This window comes from Actinokineospora cianjurensis, from assembly GCF_003663795.1.
In the GTDB taxonomy this organism is placed as follows: Bacteria; Actinomycetota; Actinomycetes; order Mycobacteriales; family Pseudonocardiaceae; genus Actinokineospora; species Actinokineospora terrae.
On record NZ_RCDD01000001.1, the window covers coordinates 1,207,569 to 1,232,892 of the forward strand.

Consider the following 25,324-nt stretch of genomic DNA (forward strand, 5'->3'; position numbering starts at 1 on the left):
AAGTGGCCTGACAATGACCACCCGTGCACGAAAGTCCCCCGGACGCGTCGCTTTCGTCGGCTCCGGCCCCGGCGACGCGGGACTGCTCACCGTTCGCGCGAAAGAGCTGCTCCAACGCGCGGAGCTCGTGGTGACCGACCCCGACGTCCCCTCCGGCGTGCTCGCGCTCGCCAGGGCGGGCGCCGAGGTGCGGCCCGCCGTCGGCGAACCGGCCGACGTCGCCAAGGACCTCGCAGGCGAGGCCAAGGCGGGCCGGGTCGTGGTCCGCCTCGTCGCTGGCGACCCGCTGACCCACTCCGCTGTGGTGGCCGAGGCCCAGGCCGTGGCCCGCACCAGCGTGGTGTTCGACGTGATCCCCGGCGTCTCCGCCGCCACCGCCGTCCCCGCCTACGCGGGCATCGCGCTCGGCTCGACCCACACCGAGGTCGACGTGCGCGGCGACATCGACTGGGCCGGTCTTGCCGGGGTGCCGGGGCCGCTGGTGCTGCACGCCAGCGCCAGCCACCTCGCCGAGGCCGCGTCCTCGCTGGTGGAGCACGGCCTGGCACCGCAGACCCCGGTCGCGGTCACCGCGGACGGCACCAACACCAGCCAGCGCACCATCGACACCACGCTGGCCTCGTTGGCCGCCGACGCCGGGGAGATCTCCGGGCACCTGGTGGTCACCGTGGGCGCCGCGGTGGCGCAGCGCTCGAAGCTGTCCTGGTGGGAGTCGCGGGCGCTCTACGGCTGGCGGGTCCTGGTGCCGCGCACCAAGGACCAGGCCGGTGAGATGAGCGACCGGCTGCACCTGCACGGCGCGATCCCCAGCGAGGTGCCGACCATCTCGGTCGAGCCGCCGCGCAGCCCGGCGCAGATGGAGCGCTCGGTCAAGGGGCTCGTCGACGGCAGGTACCAGTGGGTGATCTTCACCTCCACCAACGCGGTGCGCGCGGTGTGGGAGAAGTTCGCCGAGTTCGGCCTGGACGCCCGCGCGTTCTCCGGTGTGAAGATCGCCTGCGTCGGTGAGGCGACCGCGGAGAAGGTGCGCTCGTTCGGCATCAACCCGGAACTGGTGCCCTCGGGTGAGCAGTCCAGCGAGGGCCTGCTCGCCGACTTCCCGCCCTACGACGACATCCTGGACCCGGTCGAGCGGGTCCTGCTGCCGCGCGCGGACATCGCCACCGAGACCCTCGCCGCCGGTCTGCGCGACCGCGGCTGGGAGATCGACGACGTGACCGCGTACCGGACCGTGCGCGCGGCGCCGCCGCCCGCCGACACCCGCGAGATGATCAAGACCGGCGGGTTCGACGCGGTGTGCTTCACCTCGTCGTCCACCGTGCGCAACCTGGTCGGCATCGCGGGCAAGCCGCACGCGCGGACCCTGGTGGCCTGCATCGGCCCCAAGACCGCGGAGACGGCACGGGAGTTCGGGCTGCGGGTCGACGTGCAGCCCGAGCAGGCCACCGTGCCCGCCCTGGTGGACGCGCTCGCCGAGCACGCCGCCAGGCTGCGGGCCGAGGGCGCGCTACCCCCGCCGCGCAAGACCAAGCGCGCGCGACGATAGACAGGACAGCGGGCGGTGTGCACAGCACGCCGCCCGCCTGCTTTTCCGGCTATGCCTTGAGAGGTCTGTGATGTTCCCGAACCACCGCCCGCGCAGGCTCCGCCGCACGCCCGCCCTGCGCCGCCTGGTCAGTGAGACCGAGGTCCGGCCGAGGCAGTTGGTGCTCCCGATGTTCGTCAAGGAAGGCGCCACCGAGCCGACCGCGATCGCGAGCATGCCCGGCGTCGTCCAGCACACCAGGGACACGCTGCGCAAGGCGGCGGTGGAGGCGGTGCAGGCCGGGGTCGGCGGGATCATGCTCTTCGGCATCCCGCGGACCCGCGACGCCGTCGGTTCCGGCGGTGTGGACCCCGACGGCGTGCTGAACGTGGCGCTGCGGGACCTGCGCGCGGAACTCGGCGACGACACGGTGCTCATGTCGGACCTGTGCCTCGACGAGTTCACCGACCACGGCCACTGCGGTGTGCTGGACGACAACGGCAACGTCGACAACGACGCCACCCTCGCCGTCTACGCCGACATGGCCTTGGCGCAGGCCGAGGCGGGCGCCCACTACCTCGGCCCGAGCGGCATGATGGACGGCCAGGTCGGCGTGATCCGCGAGGCGCTGGACTCCGCCGGGCACGGCGACACCGGTGTCCTCGCCTACTCGGTGAAGTACGCCTCCGCGTTCTTCGGCCCGTTCCGCGACGCGGTCGAGTCGCAGCTCACCGGCGACCGGATGACCTACCAGCAGGACCCGGCCAACGTCCGCGAGGCGCTGCGGGAGACCGCGCTCGACCTCAACGAGGGCGCCGACCTGGTCATGGTCAAGCCCGCCCTGGCGTACCTGGACGTGATCCGCGCGGTGCGGGACATGTCCGACGTGCCGGTCGCCGCGTACCAGGTCTCCGGCGAGTACGCGATGGTCGAGGCGGCCGCCGCCAACGGCTGGCTGGACCGGCGGCGCACCGTGCTGGAGTCGCTGCTGGCGATCCGCCGCGCGGGCGCCGACGTCATCCTCAGCTACTGGGCCACCGAGGCCGCGGGCTGGCTCGACCGGGGCTGACCGGTATGTTCGCGCCGTGACGGTGCCCGAGGAACCCCCGGTCATGCCCACCGCGGACGAGGCGGTGGTCCGGACCGACCCGCCGATCGCGGTGCGGACGTCGTTCTGGCTGTGGGCGCTCGCCGGTCTGCTCGGCGTGGTCGGTGCCGCGCTGTTCTTCGCGCTGCGCGATGACTGGGCGCTGCGCCAGTACGAGCGGCTGCGCGCGGCGGGCGACGCGGTGGTCACCGCGGGGCAGGTGGCCGAGACCGCGGCCGGGCTGTCCTGGTGGCTGCTGGTCGGCTCGGTGATGTTCCTCGGCTTCTTCCTGCTGCTGGCCTACCAAGCCCGGCGCGGGGTGCGCAAGGCGCGGACGTTGCTGTTGGTGCTGGCGGTGTTCGGCGCGCTGTTCCAGTACTCCGTCGGCCGGGTCACCATCTACGGCCTCGGCAGCGCGTTGGTGATCATCGTCGCCATCGGCCTGCTGTTCACCAGGAGCGCCCGCCGGTTCTTCCCCGTCCACGACCGGTGACGGACCCGGACGAGGGTCCTGTCCTCTACGCCGAACCGGGTTCGACGTGGTGGCCGGTGTTGTGGGGGCCGCTGTTCAGCGCCGTGGGCGCCGGTGTCGAGGCCATCAGCGGGCCGGTGCACTGGTTCGCGTGGGCGATGGTCGGGCTGGTGTTGTTCGCGATGGCCGCGGGCTGGGTCAGTGCCCGCCGCAAGATCTGCCGGGTCGTGCTGACCCCCGCCGCGCTGCACCAGGGCCGGGAGTCGTTGCCGGTGGCCAGGATCACCTCCTGCACCGGTGTCGGCACCCCCGTCGGCGCCCGCCCACTCGGCGGTGGCTGGACCGTGCCGAAGAAGACCACCGAACTGCCACTGGAACTCGACGACGGCTCCGTCGTGCTCGCCTGGGCCGCCGACCCGGCCGCCCTCGTCGCCGCGCTGGCACCGCTGGTCAAGCGTCCACCCGGGTGAACGGAACGGCGACATCTCGGCTAACAATCGTGCGTTCGCACCCGGGGTCCAATAACTTCCCACACATGACAAGTGGACCCGATCCCCAGAACAACCCTTACCAGCCGCTGCCTTCCGCGCCGCCGGTCGACGCGGGGTACGGCCAGCCGGTCGCCAGGCCCGCCTCGGTCGAGAACTCCTTCAAGCTGTGGGTGCTCAACGCGCTGCTCGGCGTCGTCGGCTTCATCCTGACCCTGCTGCTCGGCGTGGACGCGCTGCGGGAGAACGCCGCGCGGGAGATCGCCAAGCAGAACACCACCGGTGTCGACGTCGACACCGTCGTCACCGCGGGCCTGGTCTTCGCCGGTGTGCTCGCGGTCGGCTTCTTCGCCCTCTACCTGCTGTTCGCGTTCAAGATGCGGGCCGGGCGCAACTGGGCCCGGATGACGCTGGCGATCCTGGGCACCATCGGCATCCTGCTCTCCGTGCTCGGTCTGCTGACCGAGACCGCGGCCCCGGTCGACATGGTGATCAACGTGATCCAGGTCCTCATCGTCGGCACCGCGATCTACTTCATGTTCACCGCCGAGGCCAAGGCGTACTTCGAACCGCGGCGCGCGAGCTGAGATCGGCCATCGCGGCGTCCTGACCTGGGTACACCTGTCCGAGAGGGCGGGAACCCGGATTCGGGACGCCGCTGCCGACGTGGCGAGCGCCTCGTAACACCGGGATGGGCTGGGGCTACATAACTCCCGTGACCGAGCCGAGCACCACCCCGGACCCGGACAACACCCCCGACAAGACCGCCCGCAGGCCGCAGGCGGTGACGCTCGCGGTCTGGGGTGCCGTCGTCAGCGCGGTGCTCACCGGGGGGCTGCTGGTCTCCGGTGACCGGCCACCCGGCTACCTGGGCTTCGGCGCCGGGCTGTCCGCCGTGGCCGCGCTCGTGCTGGCCTGGCCGGTGCGCGCGGGCAGGCCGTGGGCCCGGTTCGGCCTGATGGTCACCGCCCTGGTCGGCGCGCTCGGCGCCCCGGCCGCGGCCAACGCGCACGCCACCTCGTCGCTGGCCTTCCTGCTGTTCGTGCTCATCGTCATCATCTGGGTGACCGTGGTGACCCTGCTGCTGCGGGTCGACACCAGGACCTACTTCACGCCGCTGCCCGTCGGCGAGGCGTAGACCACCGGGCATGAGAGGCTGAGCGGGTGAGCACACCGCAGACCTCGGAGCCGGAGGCCGTCGGGCTCGGCTGGCCGCAGCAGGCGGGCGCGCTGAACCAGCCGCGCCGCGCCGCGGTCGCCGCCGTCGAGCTGGTCCTGGTAGCCGCGCTGGTGTGGTTCGCGCTGTGGGCCTACGACAGGGGCACCGTGCAGCTGGCCCCGGTCGCCGAGCGCCCCGACCTCGACTTCCAGCACTACGCGGGCAACTGGATCGGCACCGCCGTCGCCGCGGGCACCCTCGCCGCGCTGCTGCTGCTCGACGCGGGTCGCCAGCTCGCCCTCGCGGTGCGCACCAGGTCGCGCCGGGCGTGAGCGCGGCCACCCGACCGGGTTTGCGAGACTGGTCGGGTGACAGCGCAGGAGCAGGCACACGTGCGCGGCTCTGCCGCCCTCTTCGAACGCGCCAAGGCGGTCATCCCCGGTGGGGTCAACTCGCCGGTGCGGGCCTTCAACGCCGTCGGCGGCACACCGCGGTTCATGGTCAGCGGACTCGGCGCGTACCTGTGGGACGCCGACGACAACCGCTACGTCGACCTGGTGTCCTCGTGGGGTCCGATGATCCTGGGGCACGCCCACCCGGCGGTCGTGGACGCGGTGCGCACGGCCGCCACCAGCGGGCTGTCGTTCGGCACCCCGACCGCGGGGGAGATCGACCTGGCCGAGGAGATCATCCGGCGGGTCGAGCCGGTGCGGCAGGTGCGGTTGGTCAACTCCGGCACCGAGGCCACCATGAGCGCGATCCGGCTGGCGCGCGGGTTCACCGGCCGCAAGCGGATCATCAAGTTCGCCGGCTGCTACCACGGCCACGTCGACGCGCTGCTCGCCGAGGCGGGCTCCGGTGTCGCCACGCTCGGCCTGCCGACCACGCCGGGGGTCACCGGCGCGCAGGCCGAGGACACGCTGGTGCTGCCCTACAACGACCTCGACGCGGTGCGCGCGGCCTTCGCCGAGCACGGCCCGTCGATCGCCGCGGTGATCACCGAGGCCGCCGCGGGCAACATGGGCGCGATCGCCCCGGTCGAGGGGTTCAACGCGGGGCTGCGCGAGATCACCCGCGAGCACGGCGCCCTGCTGGTGATGGACGAGGTGATGACCGGCTTCCGCGTGTCGGCGAGCGGGTGGCACGGCATCGATGGCGTCGAGGGCGACCTCTACACCTTCGGCAAGGTCATGTCCGGCGGGCTGCCCGCCGCGGCCTTCGGCGGTCGCGCCGACATCATGGGCCACCTCGCCCCGGCCGGACCGGTCTACCAGGCGGGCACCCTCTCCGGTAACCCGGTCGCGGTCGCCGCCGGCCTGGCGACGCTGCGGGCCGCCGACGCGGACGTCTACCGAGCACTCGACGAGAACGCGGCCAGGCTCGGCACCCTGCTGGGCACCGCGCTGTCCGAGGCGGGCGTGGCGCACCGGGTGCAGTTCGCGGGCAACCTGGTCAGCGTGTTCTTCACCGAGGACCCGGTCACCGACTACGCGGGCGCCAAGGCCGCGCAGACCTGGCGGTTCCCGCCGTTCTTCCACGCCATGCTCGACCACGGCGTCTACCCGCCGCCGAGCGCGTTCGAGGCGTGGTTCGTCAGCGCCGCCCTCGACGACGCGGCGTTCGAGCAGATCGCCGCCGCACTGCCCAAGGCGGCCGCGGCGGCCGCCGCCGCGAAGGAGCCAGCGTGACCAAGACGATCGTCCACCTGCTGCGCCACGGCGAGGTGCACAACCCCACCGGCGTGCTCTACGGCAGGCTCCCCGGCTTCCGGCTGTCCGACACCGGCAAGCGCCAGGCGCTCACCGTCGCCGAACACCTCGCCGACCACGACATCGTGCACGTCGTGGCGTCCCCGTTGCAGCGGGCGCAGGAGACGGCCAACCCGATCGCCGGCTCGCACCGGCTGGAACTGGCGACCGACGAGCGGCTGATCGAGTCGTCGAACGTGTTCGAGGGCAAGAAGGTCTCCGTCGGCGACGGCGCGCTGCGCTCGCCTGCCAACTGGCCGTACCTGCGCGACCCGTTCACCCCCTCCTGGGGCGAGCCGTACCTGCGGATCGCGCACCGGATGCTCGGCGCCGTGCACCGCGCGCGGGCGGCGGCGGTCGGGCACGAGGCGGTGTGCGTGTCGCACCAGCTTCCCGTGTGGACGGTGCGGCGCTACCTGGAGGGCAAGCGGCTCTGGCACAACCCGAGCAAGCGGCAGTGCTCGCTGGCGTCGTTGACCAGCCTCGTGTTCGAGGACGAGGAACTGGTCGGGCTGCGCTACACCGAGCCCGCGGGCACCAGCGACCCGAAGAACACGGGCGCCTGATGCGGGTCGTCGCCGGGGTGCTCGGCGCGCTGCTGCTGCTGTCCGGGTGTTCGGCGTCGAAGGACGCCGTCGCAGGCGGCACCGAGTTCGTGTTCGTGTCCCCCGGCGGGAAGACCGACATCACCTACGAGGGCGCCGACCGCAAGCTGCTGCCGGACATGTCCGGCCCCTCCCTGATGGACGACTCGCGGATCTCCCTGTCGTCCTACCGGGGCAAGGTCGTCGTGCTCAACATCTGGGGCCAGTGGTGCGGTCCGTGCCGGGTCGAGGCGCCGCAGCTGCAGCTGGTGCAGGACCGCTACCGCGACCAGGTCCAGGTCGTCGGCGTCGACGTCCGCGACAACCAGCGCGACGCCGCCCAGGACTTCCTGCGCGACCGCGGCCTGACCTACCCCTCGATCTACGACCCGCCCGGGAAATCCCTCATCGTGCTCAAGGGCTATCCCCGGGCGGTCGTGCCCGCGACTTTCGTACTCGACAAACAGGGCAGGGTCGCCGCCGCATTCATGCGCGACCTGCTGGCCGAGGACCTGACCCCGGTGCTCGACCGGCTCATCGCCGAGTCCTGACTACTCTATGTTGATTGCCTGGAATGTCCTGACCTCGTATTTCTCCCGCGCCCGGCGGCGCACCGAGCGCAATGCCCGGTCCACCTCGGGGATGGACCTCCCGGACACATCGGCGATTTCCTGCCTGCGGTACCCGGCGCTGACCATGTCGAGCATCCAGACGTCCGGCTCGCGCAGCACCCCGCTGTGCCGCAGCAGCCACTGGGCGTGCACCCGCTCGACCACCAGCTCCGCGTGGTCCCCGGTCGGCGCCGGGCGCAGCGCGGCGTGCCCGAGCAGCCGCTGCCGTGCCGCCTCGCTCGCCGCGATGACCAGGCAACGCCGCCACACCACGGTCTCCAGCAGCGCGTCGAACCCGTCCGGGTAGAGCCTCGGCATGGTCATGACCGCGACGAACGCGTCGTGGACGACGTCGTCCACCTGGTCGTCGAGGCCGAACCGGACCACCATCCCGCTCAACCGGTCGCGGCGGCCGACGCAGCGGTCCCACGCTTGGCGCGCGGTCAACACCGACCCCTCAGCCATTCCCGTCGCACCGGCCACTGGGTGGTCGCGGCCGCCGGTGCGGGCAGTGCGGGGCATTTCCCGGTGAATACCCACTGCGCTGATCAGACGCCGAGGACGAGATTGCCGCGCTCAAGGCACCCGATGTGATCGCGGTCATAGTGGTCTCCTGGCGTGGTGGTGAACCGACGCCGGGGTCCGGAGCGCACCCCGAACTATTCCCCGGACCGGAACAACCCGCCACGCGCGCCACTCGAAGGGACCAGTGCCGCGAGGACGATGGGGTCCACTTGCCGGGACTAGGGTGTTGGGGTCGTGCTCACCGGGTGCGGAGATGACTCGCTCGACAGGAAGACCCCGACACCGGAGATGAGTCCCCGTGAAGCAGCAACGGCTCGTCGAGACCCTCGTCGAACTCGCGGACACCCTCATCGACGACTTCGACGTCCTGGACTTCCTGCAACTGCTCGTGGACCGCTGCGTGGAGCTGCTCGCCATCGACGCGGCGGGGATCCTGCTCGCCACCGTCGACGGCGAGTTGCACATGGTCACCAGCTCGAGCGAGGCGGTGCGCAGGCTGGAGCTGTTCCAGCTGCGCCACGACGAGGGGCCGTGCCTCGCCGCCTACCGAAGCGGCTTGCCGGTCTCTCGGCCGGACCTCACCCGGGTCGACGCCACCGACGCGCGGTTCGCCTCGGCTGCCATCGCCGACGGCTACCAGGCGGTCTTCGCCCTGCCGATGCGCCTGCGGTCGGAGACGATCGGCGCGCTCAACCTGTTCCGGGCGACCCCGGGGGATCTCGACGACCTGTCCTGGCACACCGCGAAGGCGCTGGTGGACGTCGCCACGATCAGCCTGCTGCAGGCCAGGGCGGTCCGCGACCACGCGCTGCTCAGCGAACAGCTGCAGGAGGCGCTCACCAGCCGGGTGATCATCGAGCAGGCCAAGGGCGTGCTCGCCGAGCGGCTCGGGCTGGACATGGCCGCGGCGTTCGACGTGCTGCGCGGGCACGCCCGCGACACCAACACCAAGCTCAGCGAGCTGGCCAGGGTCGTGGTCACCGAGACCGGCTGGACGCCGTCCGAGTCCCGCCGACCCCCGGTGTGACCCACGCCCCGCGGGTGCACCACCCGAGATCGGCCCTCAGGACCGCTTCCCTACGCTGACCGGGTGGACCCGACGCAGCTAGCCATTTCCGGGCCGCTGCTGGTGGCGGCCGGTCTCTCGCTGCTGGCCGGGTTCCTCTCCTTCGCCTCCCCGTGCGTGGTCCCGCTGGTGCCCGGCTACCTCGCGTACCTCGCCGCGCTCGTCGGCGCCGAGGCGCCCGCCGTGAGCGACCAGGAGGAGCGCAAGAAGGGCCGCTACCGGGTGCTCGGCGCGGTCGGGCTGTTCGTCCTCGGGTTCACCGTGGTGTTCGCCGCGACCGTGGGCAGCGTCGTGTGGCTCGCGGACGCGCTGCTGCTCAACGAAGAAGTGCTGCAACGCGTCGGCGGGGTCATCACCATCGCGATGGCCCTGGTGTTCATCGGCCTGGTTCCCGGGCTGCAGAAGGACATCCGCATCCACAAGACGCCGCGGTTCGGCCTGGCGGGCGCGCCGGTGCTCGGCGGCATCTTCGCCCTCGGCTGGACGCCGTGCCTGAGCCCCACCCTCACCGGCGTGATGACCATCGCCGCGTCCACCGGTGGCAACGCGGCCCGCGGGTTCCTGCTGGTGGTCGTCTACTGCCTCGGCCTCGGCATCCCGTTCCTGGTGATCGCGCTCGGCGCGCGGTGGGCGGTGCGAGCGACGGCGTGGCTGCGCACGCACTCGCGCGGCATCCAGCTCTTCGGCGGCGCGCTGCTGCTGGTGGTCGGCGTCCTGCTCGTCACCGGGCTGTGGGGCGACCTGGTGTCGTGGCTGCGCAACATGGTCGTCACCGACTTCGAGTTGCCGCTGTGAGCGGGGCGCTGGCGTTCGTGCGCAACACCTGGCGCGGCCTGACGTCCATGCGCACGGCGCTGACCCTGCTGTTCCTGCTCGCCCTCGCCGCCATGCCCGGCGCCCTGCTGCCGCAGCGGTCGCTGAACCTGCCGATGGCGCTGGACTACATCGAGGCGCACGGCTGGTGGGGCACCCTGCTCGACCGGCTGCAGTTCTTCGACGTCTACGCCAGCGTCTGGTTCTCCGCGATCTACCTGCTGCTGTTCATCTCCCTCGTCGGCTGCCTGGCGCCGCGCACCGTCGAGTACGCCAAGGCGCTGCGCACCAAGCCGGTGCTGACCCCGCGCAACCTGACCCGCATGCCGCACCACCAGACCGCCGAACTCGACGCCACCCCCGAGCAGGTCATGGCCGACACGAGGGCGCGGCTCAAGGGGTGGCGGCTGGTCGAGCGCGAGGAGGCCGACGGCGCCCGCAGCCTCAGCGCCGAACGCGGCTACCTGCGCGAGGCGGGCAACCTGGTCTTCCACTTCGCCATGCTCGCGCTGATCGTGGCGCTGGCGATCGGCAAGATGACCAACTACGAGGGCCAGGTCATCGTGCTGGCCGACGGCTCCCAGTTCTGCAACTCCGGCACCCTCGGCTACGACTCGTTCCGGCCGGGACTGCGCGTCGACGGCACCGACCTGAACCCGTTCTGCGTGCGGGTCAACACCTTCGACGCCACCTACCTGCCCAACGGCCAGGCCGAGCAGTTCGCCGCCAAGATCGACTACCAGGCGGGCGACGACCTCGACACCGACACCTGGCGGCCCTACGACCTGCGCGTCAACGACCCGCTGCGGGTCGTCGGCGACCGCGTCTACCTGCTCGGCCACGGCTACGCGCCCACCTTCACCGTCACCTTCCCCGACGGAAAGAAGCGCACCCAGACCATCCAGTGGCGGCCGGTCGACACGCTGACCCTGCTCTCGGAAGGCGCCACCAAGTTCGACCCGCCCGGCGTCACCGACCCGGCCGAGCGGCGCAAGCGGCAGATCGCGGTCACCGGCCTGTTCGCCCCGACCGCGCTCGTCGAGGACAAGGTCATGACCTCCAGCCACCCGCGGCTCTCGGACCCCGGGGTCGCGGTGGACGTCATGCGCGGCGACCTGGGCATCGATTCCGGCCGCGGCCAGTCCATCTTCCAGATCGACCAGTCCCTGGTCGACAGCGGCAGGCTCACCAGGGTCGCGCGGCAGAACCTCACGCCGGGCGAGTCGCTGACCCTCGACGACGGCACGAAGATCAGCTTCGACGGGGCGGTGCCGTGGGTGTCGCTCCAGGTCTCGCACGACCCGACCCAGGTGTGGGTCCTGGTCGCCGCCACCGCCATGTTCCTCGGCCTCGGCGTCTCGCTGACCGTGCGCCGCCGCAGGCTGTGGGTCCGCGCGACCCCCGGCGACGGGGGACGTACCGTGGTGCGCGTCGGCGGCCTCGCCCGGACCGACCAGGCGGTATACGGCGAGGAGTTCCACCGGCTCGCAGCGCAGCTGCTCAGGTCCAAAGGGAGTGTCTGATGCCCGTGAACGACACGCTGGCCACCTACAGCGACTGGCTCTACCGCGCGGCCGCGCTGGTCTACGTGTTCGCGATGGTGTTCTACACCGTCGAACAGGCTTTCACCCGCAGGGCGAAGAAGTCCGAACTGGCCAGGGAACTGGTCGGCTCGGGTGCACCGACCACACCGGAAACCCCCATCATCGGCCGCATCGATGAGCCGTCGGGCGTCGGCAGGCCGGAGCGGTTCGGACGGATGGCCGTCGCGCTGACCGTCCTCGGCGCCCTGCTGCACCTCACCTCGATCGTGCTGCGCGGGGTCGCCACCGGTCGCGCGCCGTGGGGCAACATGTACGAGTACGGGGCCGCCGCGATGCTGGTCGCGGTGGTGACCTGGCTGGTGCTGGCCCGCAAGTTCGACGTGCGCAGGCTCGGCGCGTTCGTGCTCACCCCGGTCGTCATCCTGATGTTCCTCGGCGGCACCGCGCTCTACACCCCGGCCGGTCCGGTGATGCCCGCGCTCCAGTCGTACTGGCTGGTCATCCACGTCTCCGCGGCGATCATCTCCAGCGGCCTGTTCCTGGTCCCCGGCGTGGTCAGCCTGCTGTACCTGGTGAAGGTCCGCAACGACGCCGACCCGGCGCGCTTCGCCAGGCTCGGGCCGAGGCTGCCCGCCGCCGACTCGCTCGACCGGCTCGCCTACCGCACCACCATCTTCGCCTTCCCGATCTACACCTTCGGCATCATCTGCGGCGCCATCTGGGCCGAGGCGGCCTGGGGCCGGTTCTGGGGCTGGGACCCGAAGGAGACCGTCGCGTTCGTCGCCTGGGTCGTCTACGCCGGGTACCTGCACTCCCGGGCGACCGCGGGCTGGCGCGGCACCAGGGCCGCGGTGATCAACTCGGTCGCCTTCGGCATGGTGGTGTTCAACCTGTTCTTCATCAACCTGGTCATCGCCGGACTTCACTCGTACGCCTGATCTTCTGCGGACCGCTGCTCCCCGCGGGCCACGCCAAGCCTCCGACCTGCGCTTGCTTGTGCACACCGCGTTACCCCCTTCGGTGGGTGGCGCGGTGAGCGACTACCGTCGCCACCACAGGGTCGGACGTTCGTGGGAGGGCGCAGGGGTGACTGGACGCCATGACGAGTCCGAGGCGGCTTGGCGGCCGCCCGTGACCGGGGGAACCGACACCGGCACACCCGACTTCGGTCCTGACCCCGAGCTGGCCGAGGCGCACCTCGCCGCCGCCGTGGTGGCGCAAGAGCAGCCCGCGACCATCCAGGCCGAGCTGTACGCGCCGCCGAACCCGGCCGCCGACGCCGCGCTCGGCACCCAGCCGGTGACCGCCCAGTCGGGCGCGCAGCACGTGGCCCAGCAGCAGGCCGACCACCAGTCCGGTCCGCAGCACGCGCGGGCCCAGCAGGACCCGGCCCAGTCCGGTGCGCCGCAGCCGATCCCGCAGCAGGCCGTCTCCCAGCAGGCTGGTCCCCAGCAGGCCGCGCCCCACCACGCGGTGCCTCAGCAATCGGTGCCCCAGCAAGCGGTGCCCCAGCAGGCCGTGTCACCGCAGGCGGCGCCCCAGCAGGCCGTCGCCCAGGCGGTGCCACAGGAGCCGAACCCGAACGAGACCCAGATCGTGCGCAACCCGGGGCACCCGAACCCGGCGCACCAGGGCCAGCAGGCACCCGCCCGCCAGGTCCCGGTGCAGCAGCAGGTCCACCCGGGCCAGCACCAGCAGCACCCCCAGCAGGCGCAGCACCAGCCGCAGCAGCGCCAGCAGGTCCCCGCGCAGCCGATCCAGCCCCAGCCCATTCAGCCCCAGCCCGGTCAGCCCCAGGGCAACCCGTTCGCGCCGCAGCAGCAGTTCGGCGCACCGCAGCACCCGTTCGCGCCGAACCCGGCGGTCACCGGGCCGCACCCGGTCGGCCAGGCCGGGTACTACACCGACCCGCAGCAGGGCTACGGCCAGCAGCAGGGGCACGGCGGTGAGGAGCTGTCCTCGGCGCGGCTGCTCAAGCAGTCCAAGCGCGCGCCGCAGTCCGGCTGGCGCAAGGCCGTCTACGTCGCCACCGGCAGGCTGCTCAACGTCGGCGAGAGCCCGGCCGAGATCCGCAGGCGGGAGCTGATCGCGCGGGTCAACCAGCCGCTGCGCGGGTGCTACAAGATCGCGATGCTCAGCCTCAAGGGCGGCGTCGGCAAGACCACCACGACCACCACCCTCGGCTCGACGTTCTCGTCGCTGCGCGGGGACCGGGTCATCGCCGTTGACGCCAACCCCGACCGCGGCACGCTGAGCCAGAAGATCCCGCTGGAGACCACGGCCACCGTGCGGCACCTGCTGCGCGACGCGGGCCGCATCCGCCGCTACAGCGACATCCGCGCGTACACCTCGCAGGGGCCGTCGCGGCTGGAGGTCTTGGCCAGCGAGCAGGACCCGGCGGTGTCGGAGGCGTTCAGCGAGGACGACTACCGGCGCACCGTGTCGCTGCTGGAGCACTTCTACAACATCGTGCTCACCGACTGCGGGACCGGGCTGATGCACTCGGCGATGAAGGGCGTGCTCGACGTCGCCGACTCGCTGGTGATCGTCTCGTCCGGCTCGGTCGACGGCGCCCGCAGCGCCTCGGCGACGCTGGACTGGCTGGACGCGCACGGCTACCGGACGCTGGTCGCCCGCTCGGTCGCGGTGATCAACTCGGTGCGGCCCAAGTCCGGCTCGGTCGACCTGGACAAGCTGGCCCAGCACTTCGGCGCCCGGTGCAGGGCGGTCTGCCGGATCCCGTTCGACCCGCACCTGGAAGAGGGCGCGGAGATCGAGTTGGAGCGGCTCTCGCCGGAGACCAGGCTGGCCCTGCTGGAGATGGCGGCCACGGTGGCCGACGACTTCGCCAGCGGCCCGCGCCCCAGGATGGCCTGACCGCGGGCCCTACGCGGGCGGCTTGTCCTCGCCGTCGGGCTTCTCGCGGAACTTGTCGAGCCCCCGCAGGAACTCGGGGTCGTCGTCCGGGGCGATCACGTGCCTCGGACGCTGGGCGACCTCGGCAGGCTGGACGCCGAACGCCCGCCACAGCAGCACGCCGACGGTGATAGCGCCGACCGCGGCGAGCAGGTACAGCATGCGGGCCACCTTTCGAACGTTGGGTGTTCGAGGTTAGCCGGTTTGTCGGGTTGGTGGTGAGCCACTGGCCCGGGGGGCCGACCAGGTGGGGCGTGGTCGGCCCTGGCCGGGTCAGCTGGCGTGCTCGATGGCCTCGGTGGTGAGCTCGGCGAGCAGGGTCTTGACCTCGGACTCGCGGAAGCGGCGGTGCCCACCCGGCGTGCGGATGGAGCCGATCCGGCCTGCCGTCGCCCACCTGGTCACCGTCTTGGGGTCGACCCGGAACAACGCGGCGACCTCTCCCGGGGTCAGCAGCCGCTCTCCGACGTGCGCCACAGTCATGGCAGCCTCCTTGGACTCGGTCGATCGGGGGTACCCGTCGATCGGGGGTAAACCAGGAGCATCGTGGCACTTCGACCATCGGGTACTCGAACGGTTGGGTGATGGTAAAGAGGTAGTAAGGGACAAATCGGCCGGTTCGGACACCGGGTGCGCACGCCGTACGCTTCCGTCCCGTGGACAACGTCGATCGCCGCATCATCGCCGCGCTGCGCACCAACGGTCGGGTCACCTACGCCGACCTGGGCCGACAGGTGGGGCTCTCCGCCTCCGCCGTGCACGAGCGGGTGGGCAAGCTGGAGTCGTCCGGGGTGATCACCGGCTACCACGCCCAGGTGGACCCGCGCGCGGTCGGTCTCGGGGTGACCGCGCTGGTGGGGATCCACCCGACGGACACCGCCGACGACGAGGAGGTCGCCGACGCGCTGGGCGAGTTGGTCGAGGTCGAGTCCTGCTACCGGGTGGCCGGTGACGAGGCGTTCGTGGTCAAGGTCAGGGTCGCCACGGTGGACGACCTGGAGCGCGCGCTCGGCCGCCTGCGCCGGATCAAGGGGGTCGCGCGGACCCGGTCGACGGTGGTGCTGTCCACCCGGTTCGAGGGCAGGCCGAACACCGTGGACGAGGACGACGAGTAGCCTCGGGGCCGTGGACAAGCCCGACAGCACCCTGGGTCGTGACCTGGCTCTCTACACCGCGTTGCGCCTGGTCCTGGTGGCCGTGGTCGCGGTGGCGCTGGTGCTGTTCGACGTCCCGCTGCTGGTCTCGATCGCGGTCGGCCTCGTCGTCGGGTTCCCGCTCGGGCTGCTGCTGTTCCGCGGTCTGAACACCCGGGTCACCGCCGGTCTCGCCGAGCGGCACAAGGGCCGCAACGCCGAGCGCGCGCGGTTGCGCTCGCAGTTGCGCGGCGACGCCTGAGGTATCCGCCACCCGTTGGGGTCCTGGTAAAAGCGCTGCTAGGCGATAATGTTGGTACATGACCGCCGTGGACAGGTGCAGCGACAAGACCCGGGCCTGGGTGTGCGAGGCCGTGCGGATCATCGAGGCCGACGCCAACCGCAGCGCCGACACCCACCTGCTGCCGTTCCCGCTGCCGGACGAGTGGGGTGTGCGGCTCTACCTCAAGGACGAGTCAACCCATCCCACCGGTTCGCTCAAGCACCGGTTGGCGCGGTCGCTGTTCCTCTACGCCCTGTGCAACGGCTGGATCGTGGAAGGCACCCCGGTGATCGAGGCGTCGTCGGGGTCGACGGCGGTGTCCGAGGCGTACTTCGCGCGGATGCTCGGGCTGCCGTTCATCGCGGTCATGCCGCGCACCACCAGCCAGGAGAAGGTCGAGCTGATCGAGCGGCAGGGCGGCCGGTGCCATTTCGTGGACGAGCCGAGTCAGCTCTACGCGGAGTCGTACCGGCTGGCCGCCGAGCTCGGTGGGCACTTCATCGACCAGTTCACCCACGCCGAGCGGGCGACGGACTGGCGGGGCAACAACAACATCGCCGAGTCGGTGTTCGACCAGATGGCGCTGGAGCCGCACCCCGAGCCCGCCTGGGTGGTCGTGGGCGCCGGGACCGGCGGCACCAGCGCGACCATCGGCCGCTACATCCGCTACCGCAGGCTGGGCACCCGGCTGGCCGTGGTCGACCCGGAGAACTCGGTCTTCTTCGACGCCTGGCGCGACACCGAGCCGGGGCTGACCGGCTGCCGGGGGTCGCGGATCGAGGGCATCGGCAGGCCGAGGGTGGAGCCGTCGTTCCTCGGCCAGGTGATCGACCGGATGATCAAGGTGCCGGACGCGGCGTCGGTGGCGGTCGTGCGGCGGGTCGAGCGGGTGCTCGGGCGCCGGGTGGGCGGGTCGACGGGGACGAACCTGTGGGGCGCGTTCGAGATCGTCGCCGAACTGGTGGCCGCCGGGGTCGCCGGTAGCGTCGTCACGCTGCTCTGCGACGGCGGCGAGCGCTACTCGCACACGTACTACGACGACACCTGGCTTGCCGCGCAGGGGATCGACCCGGAGCCGCACAACGAGGTGCTGGACGTCTTCCTCGCCACGGGCGTCTGGAACGGCTAGGACAGCCCGACGGCGACAGCGGTGACCACGGCCCAGGTCAGCATCGCCAGGCCGGTCTGCTTCAGGACCGGGATCAGCTTCAAGCCCGTCTCGCCGCTCGCCACGCGGCGTGCCGCAGGGACGATGAAGACAGCGGAAACCAGGCCGACAAGGGCAACGGGCGTCGCGAACGCTGCCGCCACAGTCACGACGAACGGGATGACGACCAGAATCTGGTAGAGCACACGGGTACGCGCCTCGCCCAGCCGTACCGCCAGGGTGTTCTTACCCGCGACCCGGTCGGTGGGGACGTCGCGCAGGTTGTTCGCGACGAGCACCCCGGCCGAGAACGACCCCATCGCGACCGCTCCCGCGGCACCGAACCAGCTGACGCGGTCTGTCTGCACGTACTCGGTCCCCAGCACGGCGATGACACCGAAGAAGAGGAAGACGGCCACCTCGCCCCAGCCCGAGTAGCCGTAGGGCTTCTCGCCACCGGTGTAGAACCACGCCCCCGCGATGCAGGCAGCGCCGACGGCCAACATCCACCACTGACCGGACAACGACACCAACGCCAAACCTGCGAGCGCGCCGAGCCCGAAACACGCGAAAGCCGCTGCCTTCACGGCGCCGGGCGAAGCCACTCCCGAGCCCACTAGGCGCAACGGGCCGACCCTGTCGCTGTCGGTGCCTCTTACGCCGTCGGAGTAGTCGTTGGCGTAGTTCACCCCGACCTGTAGTGCCAGGGCCACCAACAACGCCAACGCCGCTCGGGCCAAGGAGAACGCGCCTATCGCGGCCGCGGCCCCCGAGCCGACGAGGACCGGCGCGACCGAGTTCGGCAACGTGCGAACCCGCGCGCCCTCGATCCACTCCGCGACTGTCGCCATCGGTCCATCTTCACCGATCACGTGCCCGCGGGTGCTGAGGGAGAGCTGAGTGAATGGTCACGTCTTGTGTCGGACCCACACATTCGGCTCCACGTACACCGCGTAGCCGTGCTCCACATCGCAGAGGACCGGCACTAGAGCGCCAGGTACGAGCACCTGTCCCGAGCGGTCGAACGGCAGGCCAGTCCACTCCCGCCACTCGACCAACGTCCCCGCGATCGTCATCGACCGCACCGCGACCGCCTCGATCACCCCACCCGCCCGCACGTGCACCCGCAACCACGGGTCCACCGGCAGGCCGTCCGCCCTGGTCCACCCCGCGTACTCGCCGGTGGGCACCTCGGGGTGCGCGGGCTTCCCATTGGGCCGCACCGGCGCGACCAGCGTCTCGTAGCCGAGGGCGCGCACCGAGTCCCGCATCGCCCCCAGCATCACCGACGACAGACCGGAACCGCGCAGATCGGTCTGGACGTTGATCTCGATCGCCGAGACCAGGTTCGGCTCCTCACCGTTCGCCCGCCCGATCGACGCCCGCTGGATCACCCGATCCCACCCACCCGGCGGCAACACGTCCTCGGTCCACCGGAACGGCACGCTGTAGCCCTTGGCCACCAACCGCTCGGGGTGGTCGCGGTCGAACGCCATCAGCACGTGCTCGGGGTAGTGCAACCCGGCCACCCCGTAGTACATCCCCGACGCGGGGTCGTGGTGCATGAACTCGGGCCAACTGTCCGGAAACTCCTCAAGCAACGGCGCCAGATCAGGCCGCTCCGCAAGCGAGACGATGACGAGGTCCACGATCCGGACGCTACCCGCCCCCCATCCCCGCCTCCACCGGTTTACCCACGCCTCGGCGCCTCGTTCAAGAGCCGTGCGACAGCTGCGCGGTCTACCTTGCCCGGGCCGCGTAGAGGCAGCTCCGCGATCACCTGAACCTGCTTGGGCACGGCGTGTGCGCCAAGAGCGTCTCTGACGGCCTCGCGGAGAGCGGCTAGGTCTACCTCACCGTCAGCCATAAGTGCGGCCGCGACTCGTTGGCCCCATTCCGGGTCCGGTAGGCCCACCACGCACGCCTCGCCTACCCCGGCTTGAGCAGTCAGCACGCGCTCCACCGCTGTCGGTGCGACCTTCTTGCCGCCGGTGTTGATCACGTCGTCGGTGCGGCCCAGGACTTCCAGTCGACCGTTGACCAGTCGTCCGAGGTCGGAGGTGTGGAACCAGCCAGCTGCGAAGGCGGGGTTGTCTGGGTCCAGGCGGTAGCCGTGCGCGAGGGTCGGCCCGCTCAGGTGGATCACGTCGTCCTCTAGGCGCACTCGCACGCCGTCTAGCGGGACGCCGTCGTACACACACCCGCCTGCTGTTTCCGTCATCCCGTAAGTGGTGACTACCTTGATCCCCGCGTCGCTAGCCCTAGACAGCGTGAGAGGGCTTGTCGCCGCGCCTCCGACTAGGACTGCGTCGAACGAACGCGCGGCTGCCAAGGCGTCGCCACCTTCAGCCAACAGTCGTGTCAGCTGTGTTGGCACCAGCGCGGTGTATCGCGGACCGTCAGCGGCCAGCACGTCCGATGCCGCCTCCACGAACTGCCGACCGCGAAATCCCCCGGTCGGGAGCACCGCCAGCGGCGTTCCGGCGAGCAGGGACCGCACCACGACCTGCACCCCGGCGATGTGGTGCGCGGGCATCGCCAACAGCCAAGTCCCAGCCCCACCGAGCCGCGCGTGCGTCGCCGTCGCCGAGGCCCGGAGCGCGGCCGCCGACAGCAGGACCCCCTTGGCCGCGCCGGTCGACCCCGAGGTGTGCACGATCAGTGCCGTCCCCGCCTCCACCGGCAGGTCCGGCCGGATCGGTGTCTCGCCCGGGGCCAGCGGCAGCACCGCGGGGCCGTCAGCCCCATCCAGCAGCGGCCGCAGGGCGCGGGTGAGGGCCCGGACCGCTGCCTCGGTGCCGTCGAGCGTGACGGGGTGCATGGCGCCATCCTGGCAGCCTGTCGGTGGCGGTGCTTACGCTCGCCGCAAGCGATGGAGAGGAGCGGTGACTGTGTCCACAGCGCGACAGAAGGTGACAGGGCCGCTCCCGTTGGACGACCCGAGGCGCGCGGACAGGCTCTGGCGCCGCCCTGTCGACATCGAACTCCGTGACGCCTACCTGCTCCGGTTGGGCTGGTCGGCGCCGCCCAAGCCGACTGTGGACACACTCATCGCCCTGCACCAGGCACAAACCGCGCTGGTGCCTTACGAGGTCGTGTGGATCGCCCTGGGCGAAGAGCGCACGGTAGAGCCGCTCGACTCGGTCCGGTACGTGGTCGCTGGGCGCGGCGGTTACTGCTACCACCTCAATGGTGCGATGGCGTGCCTCTTGGACTGGCTCGGGTTCGACGTCCACTGGCGCGTGGGCGGTGTCCAGGGTCCACAGAAGGCCGGTCCCGTTGGCGCCAACAGCAATCACTTGACCATCGAGGTTCACGGCCTGCCGAGTCCCGCTTCCCCGGACGGGGTGTGGTTGGTCGACACCGGGATCGGTGACGCACTGCACGGGCCGCTGCCTCTTGTGGCGGGCAAGTACCGGCAGCATCCGATGGAGTTCGGACTACGCCCCTCCGACGTCGTCCCCGGCGGTTGGCGCTTCGACCACGACAAGTGGGCGCGCTGCCCGGGTATGGACTACGCGCCCTATGAGGCCACAGTCGAGGACTTCCTCGTCGAGCACGAGAACCAGTCCACGAGCGCTGAGTCAGGGTTCGTGCGCGTAGTCGCCCTGTGTCGACGCGACGGAGACAGCGCCACCGTGTTGCGTGGTCTCCGGTTGCTCCACCACAGCGCGGAAGGCGACGAGCAGCGCGACATCGGCAGCGCGGCGGACTACTTCACCACGCTCGCCGACGTCTTCCACCTACCGCTGTCCGATGTGGACGACGACCGCAAGGCGGCTCTCTACCGCGAAGTGGTCGCGAAGCACGAGGAGTTCCTGCGGCAGTCCACCCAGTAGTAGTACGGCTCAGGAGTGGTGCGGCTCAGTAGTAGTACGGGAAGCGGGACCAGTCCGGGTCCCGCTTCTCCAGGAACGAGTCCCTGCCCTCGACGGCCTCGTCGGTCATGTACGCCAGCCGGGTCGTCTCACCGGCGAACACCTGCTGCCCGATCAGGCCGTCGTCGATGGCGTTGAACGCGAACTTGAGCATCCGCTGCGCCGTCGGCGACTTGCCGTTGATCTCCCGCGCCCACTGCAGCGCGGTCTCCTCCAGCTCCGCGTGCGGCACGGCCTCGTTGACCGCGCCCATCCGGACCATGTCCTCGGCGCTGTAGGTCCGGCCGAGGAAGAAGATCTCCCGCGCGAACTTCTGGCCGACCTGCCTGGCCAGGTACGCCGAGCCGAACCCGCCGTCGAAGCTGCCGACGTCGGCGTCGGTCTGCTTGAACCGGGCGTGCTCCAGGCTCGCCAGCGTCAGGTCGCAGGTCACGTGCAGGCTGTGCCCGCCACCGGCGGCCCAACCCGGCACGACGGCGATGACGACCTTCGGCATGAACCGGATCAGCCGCTGCACCTCAAGGATGTGCAACCGGCCCGCGCGCGCGGGGTCCACCGTCTCCGATGTCTCCCCTGACGCGTACTGGTAGCCCGTACGACCACGGATGCGCTGGTCCCCACCAGAGCAGAACGCCCACCCGCCGTCGCGGGGCGATGGCCCGTTGCCGGTCAGCAGCACACAACCGATGTCGGAACTCATCCGCGCGTGGTCGAGCGCGCGGTACAGCTCGTCGACGGTGTGCGGTCGGAACGCGTTGCGCACCTCGGGCCGGTCGAAGGCGATGCGCACCGCGCCGGTGTCGACCGCCCGGTGGTAGGTGATGTCGGTGAAGTCGAACCCGTCGACAGCACGCCACCGGGCCGGGTCGAACAGTTCGGAAACCTCGGGCTCAGCCACGCCGTCGAGGATGCCGGCGGGCCTGTGGACAGTCGTTCGCGGGGTTGGCCGTCGCCGTGTCAAGCTGGACTCGTGCACGACCTGGACTCGGCCCTGGAGGTCATCCGCGCGCGTGATGACACCGCCGCGAAGCACGCGCACGCCCTCTGGCACGTCATGCGGGCCACCGCGGCCCACCCCACCAAGGTCACCCGCTACGACGTGCAGCAGATGGTCTGGGGCACGCTCCCGCAGGCGCACCGCAGCCCGGGCGGCCAGGGCGCCTTCGACGACCTGCACCAGACCTGCGAGTCCTTCGCCGAGTTGCTCGCCCTGCTCGGCCACGACGGGTACGCCGAGGTCTGCCGGGCGCGGGAGACGCACACGATCCTGGACGCGGCCGAGGACGAGGAGCGCTACCGGCGGCTGGTGGCCGCGGCGTGGCGCGCGTCCGGGGTGTGGCCGCCGGACACGCCGCTGATGACCTGGTCCGAGCACGGCGGCCCGATCGAGACGGCGCTGCACGCCGCCGCGGGCAGGCTGCTCGAAGAGGCGGTCGACGCGGGCACGCTGCCGGTCGGCGGTGGCGACGCGATGCGGGTCGGCCTGGTGATGCGGCTGCTGACCAGCCCGGAGAACGAGGGCGACGAGACCTGGTTCGTCCGGCTGCTCGACGAGCGGCTCGACGAGTGGACCCGCGGCCACGGCAGCCAGACCCGCCGCGAGCTGATGGTCCGGCTGCGCCCCGAGGTGCGCCGCGCCCCCGACAGCGACGGCGCGCAACTGCCCGCGTTGAGCTACCTGCTGGCCCAGTGCCGCGAGCAGGGCGCCAGGCTGACCAGCAGCGGGTACCTGCCGACCACGCTGGTCAGCGAGCTGGTCGACCTGATGCCGACCTGCGCCGAGGTGGCCGCGACCGGGCGCAGCGAGTCGCAGTGGCCGCCGGTGAAGCTGCTGCGCGAGCTGTCCGCCGACTTCGGGCTCACCGCCCGCCTCGGTGCCCGCCTGCGGCTCACCGAGCAGGGCGCCGCGCTCGTCGACGACTCCGACTCGCTGCTGATGACGGTCGGCGAGCGGCTGGTCTCGCTGGAGCGCTCCGCGCTGGGCGCGGTGCAAGAGGTGGTCTTCGCGGCGTTGCTGCTGGAGGACCGGATGTCGCCGAGCCGGGTCTTCGAGAAGGTGGCGTACGTGCTGGCCGAGGAGGGGTGGTCCGAGGGCGGTGGAGCCGACTTCGGGCCGACCAGGGCGGCCGAGGTGGGGTCGTGGTTCTTGCGCAGGCTGCGGGTGCTCGACGCCGTCGACGCGGACTGGAACGCCCGCCGGGTAGGGCTGACTGACGCAGGCCGCGCTATCGCCCGCTGGAGCCTGCGCGCGCGGGTCTTGTTCCGGCACCGTCCCGATGATCTGACCCTCGTATGAGCGAGGGGTCGAGTCCGACGCCCAGGCCACCTGGGCGCGGGACCGGTGGTGGGGTGGTCGCGCTCCCAGTTTCCTTGCGCGCGCAAGGAAATCCGGCCGATCTTCGCCTACTTGGCGGGCGCCGGTTGCCCGTCGGGGCGGCAGCGGTGAAGGGTCGGGAGGCGGGTGGGTCGCCCGGCGTGCCGGTCGGGGGACCTCGGGCGGGTGACCGCCCACGGCGCGGTCCAGACGGGACGTGGCCGGGTGTGACGGTGTGGGGAGAGGTGTGCCGGTGGGGGATGTAGCCGAACGGGAGTCGGTCGTGGGCGGGTGCGCGGTGGACGGTGCCGCCGCCGGGATCGGGGTCCGGTGAACCCGTCCACCGCGATGGCCACCGTCGTGGTCGACGAGTTGGTGCGCAACGACGTGCGGCAGGTCGTGCTGTGCCCCGGGTCGCGCAACGCGCCGGTCGCGTTCGCGTTGTTCGAGGCGGCGAACCGCGGTGAGCTGACCCTGCACGTGCGGGTCGACGAGCGGTCCGCCGGGTACTTCGCGCTCGGGCTCGGGCGCGCCTCCGGTAGACCGGCCGCGGTGGTCTGCACCTCTGGGACCGCGGTGGCGAACCTGCACCCGGCGGTCCTGGAGGCGCACCACTCGGGGGTGGGTCTGCTGCTGATCACCGCCGACCGGCCGCCGGAGCTGCACGGCACCGGCGCCAACCAGACCATCGATCAGCGCGGCATCTTCGGCAGCGCGGCGGTCACCGTGGACTTCCCGGTCGCCGAGCGGCGGGCCGGGCTGAACCCGGTCTGGCGCGGCCTGGTGTGCCGCGGTGTGGCCCGCGCCGAGACCGGGCGCCCGGTGCAGCTGAACATCCCGTTCCGCGAGCCGCTGGTGCCGACCTTCGGCGACGAGTGGCCGGACCAGCTGGTCGGCAGGCCGGGGGGCCTGCGCTGGACCACGTCGTCGGCGGCCCGCACGGTGCCGGGCAACCGGGTCGACTTCCCGCTGCCCGCGCGGACACTCGTGGTGGTCGGCAGCGGCGACGCGGCCAGGGCGACCTCCGCCGCGAGCGTGGCCGCGAAGGCCGGGTGGCCGGTCGTCGCCGAGCCGGTCGGTGCCGCCGCGGCGATCGCGGGCGGCGCCCACGTGCTGCGTGGCGGTCCGCTGCTGCTCGGCACCGGGGCCCTGCCCGAGTCGCTGCAGCCGGACGCGGTGGTGGTCGTCGGCAGGCCGACACTGTCGCGCGGGGTGCGCGGGCTGATGGACCGGGTCCCGGTGTACGGCATCGGCGACCATCCACAGTGGACCGACCCGCAGTTCGTCGCCACCCACGTGCGCGGCTGGCTCGACCAGGACGACCTGGTCCACGTCACCGGGCACGACCAGGGCTGGCTGGCCGGGTGGCAGGACGCCGAGGACGCCGCGGCCCAGGCGGTCGCCGCGCTGCTGGCCGCCGAGCCGTGGCCGACCGGCCTGCACGTGGCCCGCGACGTGGTCGCCGGGCTGCCGCCGGGCGCGACGCTGTTCCTCGGCTCGTCCAACACCGTCCGCGACGTCGACCTGATCGCCCGGCACCGGGTCGACCTCGCCGTGCACGCCAACCGCGGCGTCGCGGGCATCGACGGGAACCTGTCCACCGCGGCCGGGGTGTCCCTCGGCGGCGGCGCCCCCACGTACGCGCTCGTCGGCGACCTGACGTTCCTGCACGACGCGAACGGCCTGCTCATCGGGCCCGGTGAGCAACGCCCCGACCTGACAATCGTGGTGCTCAACGACGACGGCGGCGGCATCTTCTCGCTGCTCGAACAGGGCGCGGCCGAGCACAGGGCGAGCTTCGAGCGGGTGTTCGGCACTCCGCACGGCGTCGACCTCGCCGCGCTCTGCCGGGCGCACGGCGTCAAGCACACCGAGGCCGCCACCGCCGCCGACCTGCGCCAGGCGCTGGCCCCGGAGCCCGGCCTGCGCGTGGTGGAGATCAAGGCGACCAGGGAAGGGCTGCGCGACCTGCACGCCCGGTTGCGCGCCGCGGTCAGCACCGCGATCGCCTGACGCCCGTGACCGGCCCGG

General features: G+C 71.7%; 28 protein-coding genes. 21 read left to right on the forward strand and 7 right to left on the reverse strand.

Annotation, left to right across the window (positions count from 1 at the left end; all coding sequences use genetic code 11):
- The first annotated feature begins 13 nt into the window (after positions 1–13).
- The 10 genes from CLV68_RS05735 to CLV68_RS05780 all read left to right on the forward strand — a co-directional run bounded on the left by CLV68_RS05735 (position 14) and on the right by CLV68_RS05780 (position 7,614).
- Positions 14–1,546: a bifunctional uroporphyrinogen-III C-methyltransferase/uroporphyrinogen-III synthase gene (locus CLV68_RS05735; protein WP_092777417.1), complete on the forward strand. Its 1,533-nt coding sequence runs from the start codon at positions 14–16 to the stop codon at positions 1,544–1,546.
- Between the two features lie 70 nt (positions 1,547–1,616).
- Complete coding sequence (gene hemB, locus CLV68_RS05740; protein WP_121389486.1) at positions 1,617–2,594, forward strand: porphobilinogen synthase; 978 nt, start codon at positions 1,617–1,619, stop codon at positions 2,592–2,594.
- 16 nt (positions 2,595–2,610) lie between these two features.
- The gene (locus tag CLV68_RS05745; protein WP_121389487.1) at positions 2,611–3,105 is read left to right on the forward strand and encodes a hypothetical protein; all 495 of its coding nucleotides are present in this window, start codon (positions 2,611–2,613) and stop codon (positions 3,103–3,105) included.
- Positions 3,102–3,554, forward strand: a complete 453-nt coding sequence (locus CLV68_RS05750) for a hypothetical protein (RefSeq protein ID WP_121389488.1) — start codon at positions 3,102–3,104, stop codon at positions 3,552–3,554. The genes CLV68_RS05745 and CLV68_RS05750 overlap by 4 nt, the downstream gene beginning before the upstream one ends.
- 65 nt (positions 3,555–3,619) lie before the next feature.
- Entirely contained in the window at positions 3,620–4,159 is a 540-nt protein-coding gene (locus CLV68_RS05755; protein ID WP_121389489.1) for a hypothetical protein, read from the forward strand.
- Positions 4,160–4,287: 128 nt separating this feature from the next.
- Complete coding sequence (locus tag CLV68_RS05760) at positions 4,288–4,710, forward strand: hypothetical protein (protein ID WP_121389490.1); 423 nt, start codon at positions 4,288–4,290, stop codon at positions 4,708–4,710.
- Positions 4,711–4,736: 26 nt separating this feature from the next.
- Complete coding sequence (locus CLV68_RS05765) at positions 4,737–5,063, forward strand: hypothetical protein (protein WP_121389491.1); 327 nt, start codon at positions 4,737–4,739, stop codon at positions 5,061–5,063.
- Between the two features lie 36 nt (positions 5,064–5,099).
- Positions 5,100–6,419: a glutamate-1-semialdehyde 2,1-aminomutase gene (gene hemL, locus CLV68_RS05770; protein WP_246009681.1), complete on the forward strand. Its 1,320-nt coding sequence runs from the start codon at positions 5,100–5,102 to the stop codon at positions 6,417–6,419.
- Complete coding sequence (locus CLV68_RS05775) at positions 6,416–7,045, forward strand: histidine phosphatase family protein (RefSeq protein ID WP_121389493.1); 630 nt, start codon at positions 6,416–6,418, stop codon at positions 7,043–7,045. Before hemL ends, CLV68_RS05775 begins: the two co-directional genes overlap by 4 nt.
- A complete protein-coding gene (locus CLV68_RS05780) occupies positions 7,042–7,614 on the forward strand; it encodes a TlpA family protein disulfide reductase (protein ID WP_425454841.1) in 573 nt (190 codons plus the stop codon). The genes CLV68_RS05775 and CLV68_RS05780 overlap by 4 nt, the downstream gene beginning before the upstream one ends.
- Here the strand turns inward: CLV68_RS05780 and CLV68_RS05785 are convergent, their stop codons facing one another.
- Positions 7,615–8,121 carry a hypothetical protein gene (locus CLV68_RS05785; RefSeq protein ID WP_147459887.1) on the reverse strand — a complete coding sequence of 169 codons (507 nt, stop codon included), beginning with the start codon at positions 8,119–8,121 and terminating at the stop codon, positions 7,615–7,617.
- A 376-nt stretch (positions 8,122–8,497) separates the two neighbouring features.
- On the opposite strand from CLV68_RS05785, the gene CLV68_RS05790 reads away from it, so the two are divergent.
- The 5 genes from CLV68_RS05790 (at position 8,498) to CLV68_RS05810 (ending at position 14,499) form a co-directional block, all read left to right on the forward strand.
- Positions 8,498–9,226, forward strand: a complete 729-nt coding sequence (locus CLV68_RS05790) for a GAF and ANTAR domain-containing protein (protein ID WP_121389496.1) — start codon at positions 8,498–8,500, stop codon at positions 9,224–9,226.
- 63 nt (positions 9,227–9,289) lie between these two features.
- Positions 9,290–10,060, forward strand: coding sequence for a cytochrome c biogenesis CcdA family protein (locus CLV68_RS05795; protein WP_092777440.1), 771 nt, complete (start codon positions 9,290–9,292; stop codon positions 10,058–10,060).
- Between the two features lie 47 nt (positions 10,061–10,107).
- A complete protein-coding gene (resB, locus tag CLV68_RS05800; protein ID WP_121390987.1) occupies positions 10,108–11,601 on the forward strand; it encodes a cytochrome c biogenesis protein ResB in 1,494 nt (497 codons plus the stop codon).
- The gene (ccsB, locus tag CLV68_RS05805; protein ID WP_121389497.1) at positions 11,601–12,560 is read left to right on the forward strand and encodes a c-type cytochrome biogenesis protein CcsB; all 960 of its coding nucleotides are present in this window, start codon (positions 11,601–11,603) and stop codon (positions 12,558–12,560) included. The genes resB and ccsB overlap by 1 nt, the downstream gene beginning before the upstream one ends.
- A 148-nt stretch (positions 12,561–12,708) precedes the next feature.
- On the forward strand, positions 12,709–14,499 hold the full coding sequence (locus CLV68_RS05810; protein ID WP_425454819.1) for a MinD/ParA family ATP-binding protein: 1,791 nt from the start codon (positions 12,709–12,711) through the stop codon (positions 14,497–14,499).
- 9 nt (positions 14,500–14,508) lie between these two features.
- On the opposite strand, the gene CLV68_RS05815 is transcribed toward CLV68_RS05810, so the two are convergent.
- The gene (locus CLV68_RS05815; RefSeq protein WP_121390989.1) at positions 14,509–14,700 is read right to left on the reverse strand and encodes a hypothetical protein; all 192 of its coding nucleotides are present in this window, start codon (positions 14,698–14,700) and stop codon (positions 14,509–14,511) included.
- 111 nt (positions 14,701–14,811) lie between these two features.
- On the reverse strand, positions 14,812–15,021 hold the full coding sequence (locus CLV68_RS05820; RefSeq protein ID WP_121389498.1) for a BldC family transcriptional regulator: 210 nt from the start codon (positions 15,019–15,021) through the stop codon (positions 14,812–14,814).
- A 173-nt stretch (positions 15,022–15,194) separates the two neighbouring features.
- Between CLV68_RS05820 and CLV68_RS05825 the strand changes: the two genes are divergently transcribed.
- Genes CLV68_RS05825 through cds1 form a run of 3 tightly spaced genes read left to right on the forward strand, consistent with a single transcriptional unit; the run spans position 15,195 to position 17,083 of the window.
- Positions 15,195–15,653 carry an Lrp/AsnC family transcriptional regulator gene (locus CLV68_RS05825; protein ID WP_092777448.1) on the forward strand — a complete coding sequence of 153 codons (459 nt, stop codon included), beginning with the start codon at positions 15,195–15,197 and terminating at the stop codon, positions 15,651–15,653.
- A 10-nt stretch (positions 15,654–15,663) separates the two neighbouring features.
- Positions 15,664–15,933 (forward strand): DUF4229 domain-containing protein, encoded by a 270-nt coding sequence (locus tag CLV68_RS05830; protein WP_121389499.1) that lies wholly within the window; start codon positions 15,664–15,666, stop codon positions 15,931–15,933.
- Between the two features lie 58 nt (positions 15,934–15,991).
- On the forward strand, positions 15,992–17,083 hold the full coding sequence (cds1, locus tag CLV68_RS05835) for an L-cysteine desulfhydrase Cds1 (protein WP_121389500.1): 1,092 nt from the start codon (positions 15,992–15,994) through the stop codon (positions 17,081–17,083).
- Here the strand turns inward: cds1 and CLV68_RS05840 are convergent.
- From CLV68_RS05840 to menE, 3 genes are read right to left on the reverse strand one after another with little or no spacing between them, the layout of a single operon-like run.
- Positions 17,080–17,952, reverse strand: a complete 873-nt coding sequence (locus CLV68_RS05840; protein ID WP_121389501.1) for a 1,4-dihydroxy-2-naphthoate polyprenyltransferase — start codon at positions 17,950–17,952, stop codon at positions 17,080–17,082. The two genes, cds1 and CLV68_RS05840, sit on opposite strands and share 4 nt — an antisense overlap.
- 57 nt (positions 17,953–18,009) lie before the next feature.
- Positions 18,010–18,750 (reverse strand): N-acetyltransferase, encoded by a 741-nt coding sequence (locus CLV68_RS05845; protein ID WP_121389502.1) that lies wholly within the window; start codon positions 18,748–18,750, stop codon positions 18,010–18,012.
- Positions 18,751–18,791: 41 nt separating this feature from the next.
- Entirely contained in the window at positions 18,792–19,922 is a 1,131-nt protein-coding gene (menE, locus tag CLV68_RS05850) for an o-succinylbenzoate--CoA ligase (RefSeq protein ID WP_121389503.1), read from the reverse strand.
- Between the two features lie 70 nt (positions 19,923–19,992).
- Here menE and CLV68_RS05855 point away from each other — a divergent pair, with 70 nt between their 5' ends.
- On the forward strand, positions 19,993–20,940 hold the full coding sequence (locus tag CLV68_RS05855; protein WP_170224113.1) for an arylamine N-acetyltransferase family protein: 948 nt from the start codon (positions 19,993–19,995) through the stop codon (positions 20,938–20,940).
- 25 nt (positions 20,941–20,965) lie between these two features.
- Here the strand turns inward: CLV68_RS05855 and CLV68_RS05860 are convergent, their stop codons facing one another.
- The gene (locus CLV68_RS05860) at positions 20,966–21,877 is read right to left on the reverse strand and encodes a 1,4-dihydroxy-2-naphthoyl-CoA synthase (RefSeq protein WP_092777462.1); all 912 of its coding nucleotides are present in this window, start codon (positions 21,875–21,877) and stop codon (positions 20,966–20,968) included.
- Between the two features lie 72 nt (positions 21,878–21,949).
- On the opposite strand from CLV68_RS05860, the gene CLV68_RS05865 reads away from it, so the two are divergent.
- The gene (locus tag CLV68_RS05865; protein ID WP_121389505.1) at positions 21,950–23,275 is read left to right on the forward strand and encodes a hypothetical protein; all 1,326 of its coding nucleotides are present in this window, start codon (positions 21,950–21,952) and stop codon (positions 23,273–23,275) included.
- 348 nt (positions 23,276–23,623) lie between these two features.
- Entirely contained in the window at positions 23,624–25,306 is a 1,683-nt protein-coding gene (gene menD, locus CLV68_RS05870; protein ID WP_121389506.1) for a 2-succinyl-5-enolpyruvyl-6-hydroxy-3-cyclohexene-1-carboxylic-acid synthase, read from the forward strand.
- The last annotated feature ends 18 nt before the right edge of the window (positions 25,307–25,324 follow it).

Excerpts from the sequence above, each read along its gene's own strand:
- CLV68_RS05815 (WP_121390989.1), bottom strand. The coding sequence starts at position 14,700 with ATGCTGTACCTGCTCGCCGCGGTCGGCGCTATCACCGTCGGCGTGCTG.
- CLV68_RS05735 (WP_092777417.1), top strand. The coding sequence starts at position 14 with ATGACCACCCGTGCACGAAAGTCCCCCGGACGCGTCGCTTTCGTCGGC.
- cds1 (WP_121389500.1), top strand. The coding sequence starts at position 15,992 with ATGACCGCCGTGGACAGGTGCAGCGACAAGACCCGGGCCTGGGTGTGC.
- menE (WP_121389503.1), bottom strand. The coding sequence starts at position 19,922 with ATGCACCCCGTCACGCTCGACGGCACCGAGGCAGCGGTCCGGGCCCTC.
- hemB (WP_121389486.1), top strand. The coding sequence starts at position 1,617 with ATGTTCCCGAACCACCGCCCGCGCAGGCTCCGCCGCACGCCCGCCCTG.
- resB (WP_121390987.1), top strand. The coding sequence starts at position 10,108 with ATGCGCACGGCGCTGACCCTGCTGTTCCTGCTCGCCCTCGCCGCCATG.
- CLV68_RS05820 (WP_121389498.1), bottom strand. The coding sequence starts at position 15,021 with ATGACTGTGGCGCACGTCGGAGAGCGGCTGCTGACCCCGGGAGAGGTC.
- CLV68_RS05755 (WP_121389489.1), top strand. The coding sequence starts at position 3,620 with ATGACAAGTGGACCCGATCCCCAGAACAACCCTTACCAGCCGCTGCCT.
- ccsB (WP_121389497.1), top strand. The coding sequence starts at position 11,601 with ATGCCCGTGAACGACACGCTGGCCACCTACAGCGACTGGCTCTACCGC.
- CLV68_RS05840 (WP_121389501.1), bottom strand. The coding sequence starts at position 17,952 with ATGGCGACAGTCGCGGAGTGGATCGAGGGCGCGCGGGTTCGCACGTTG.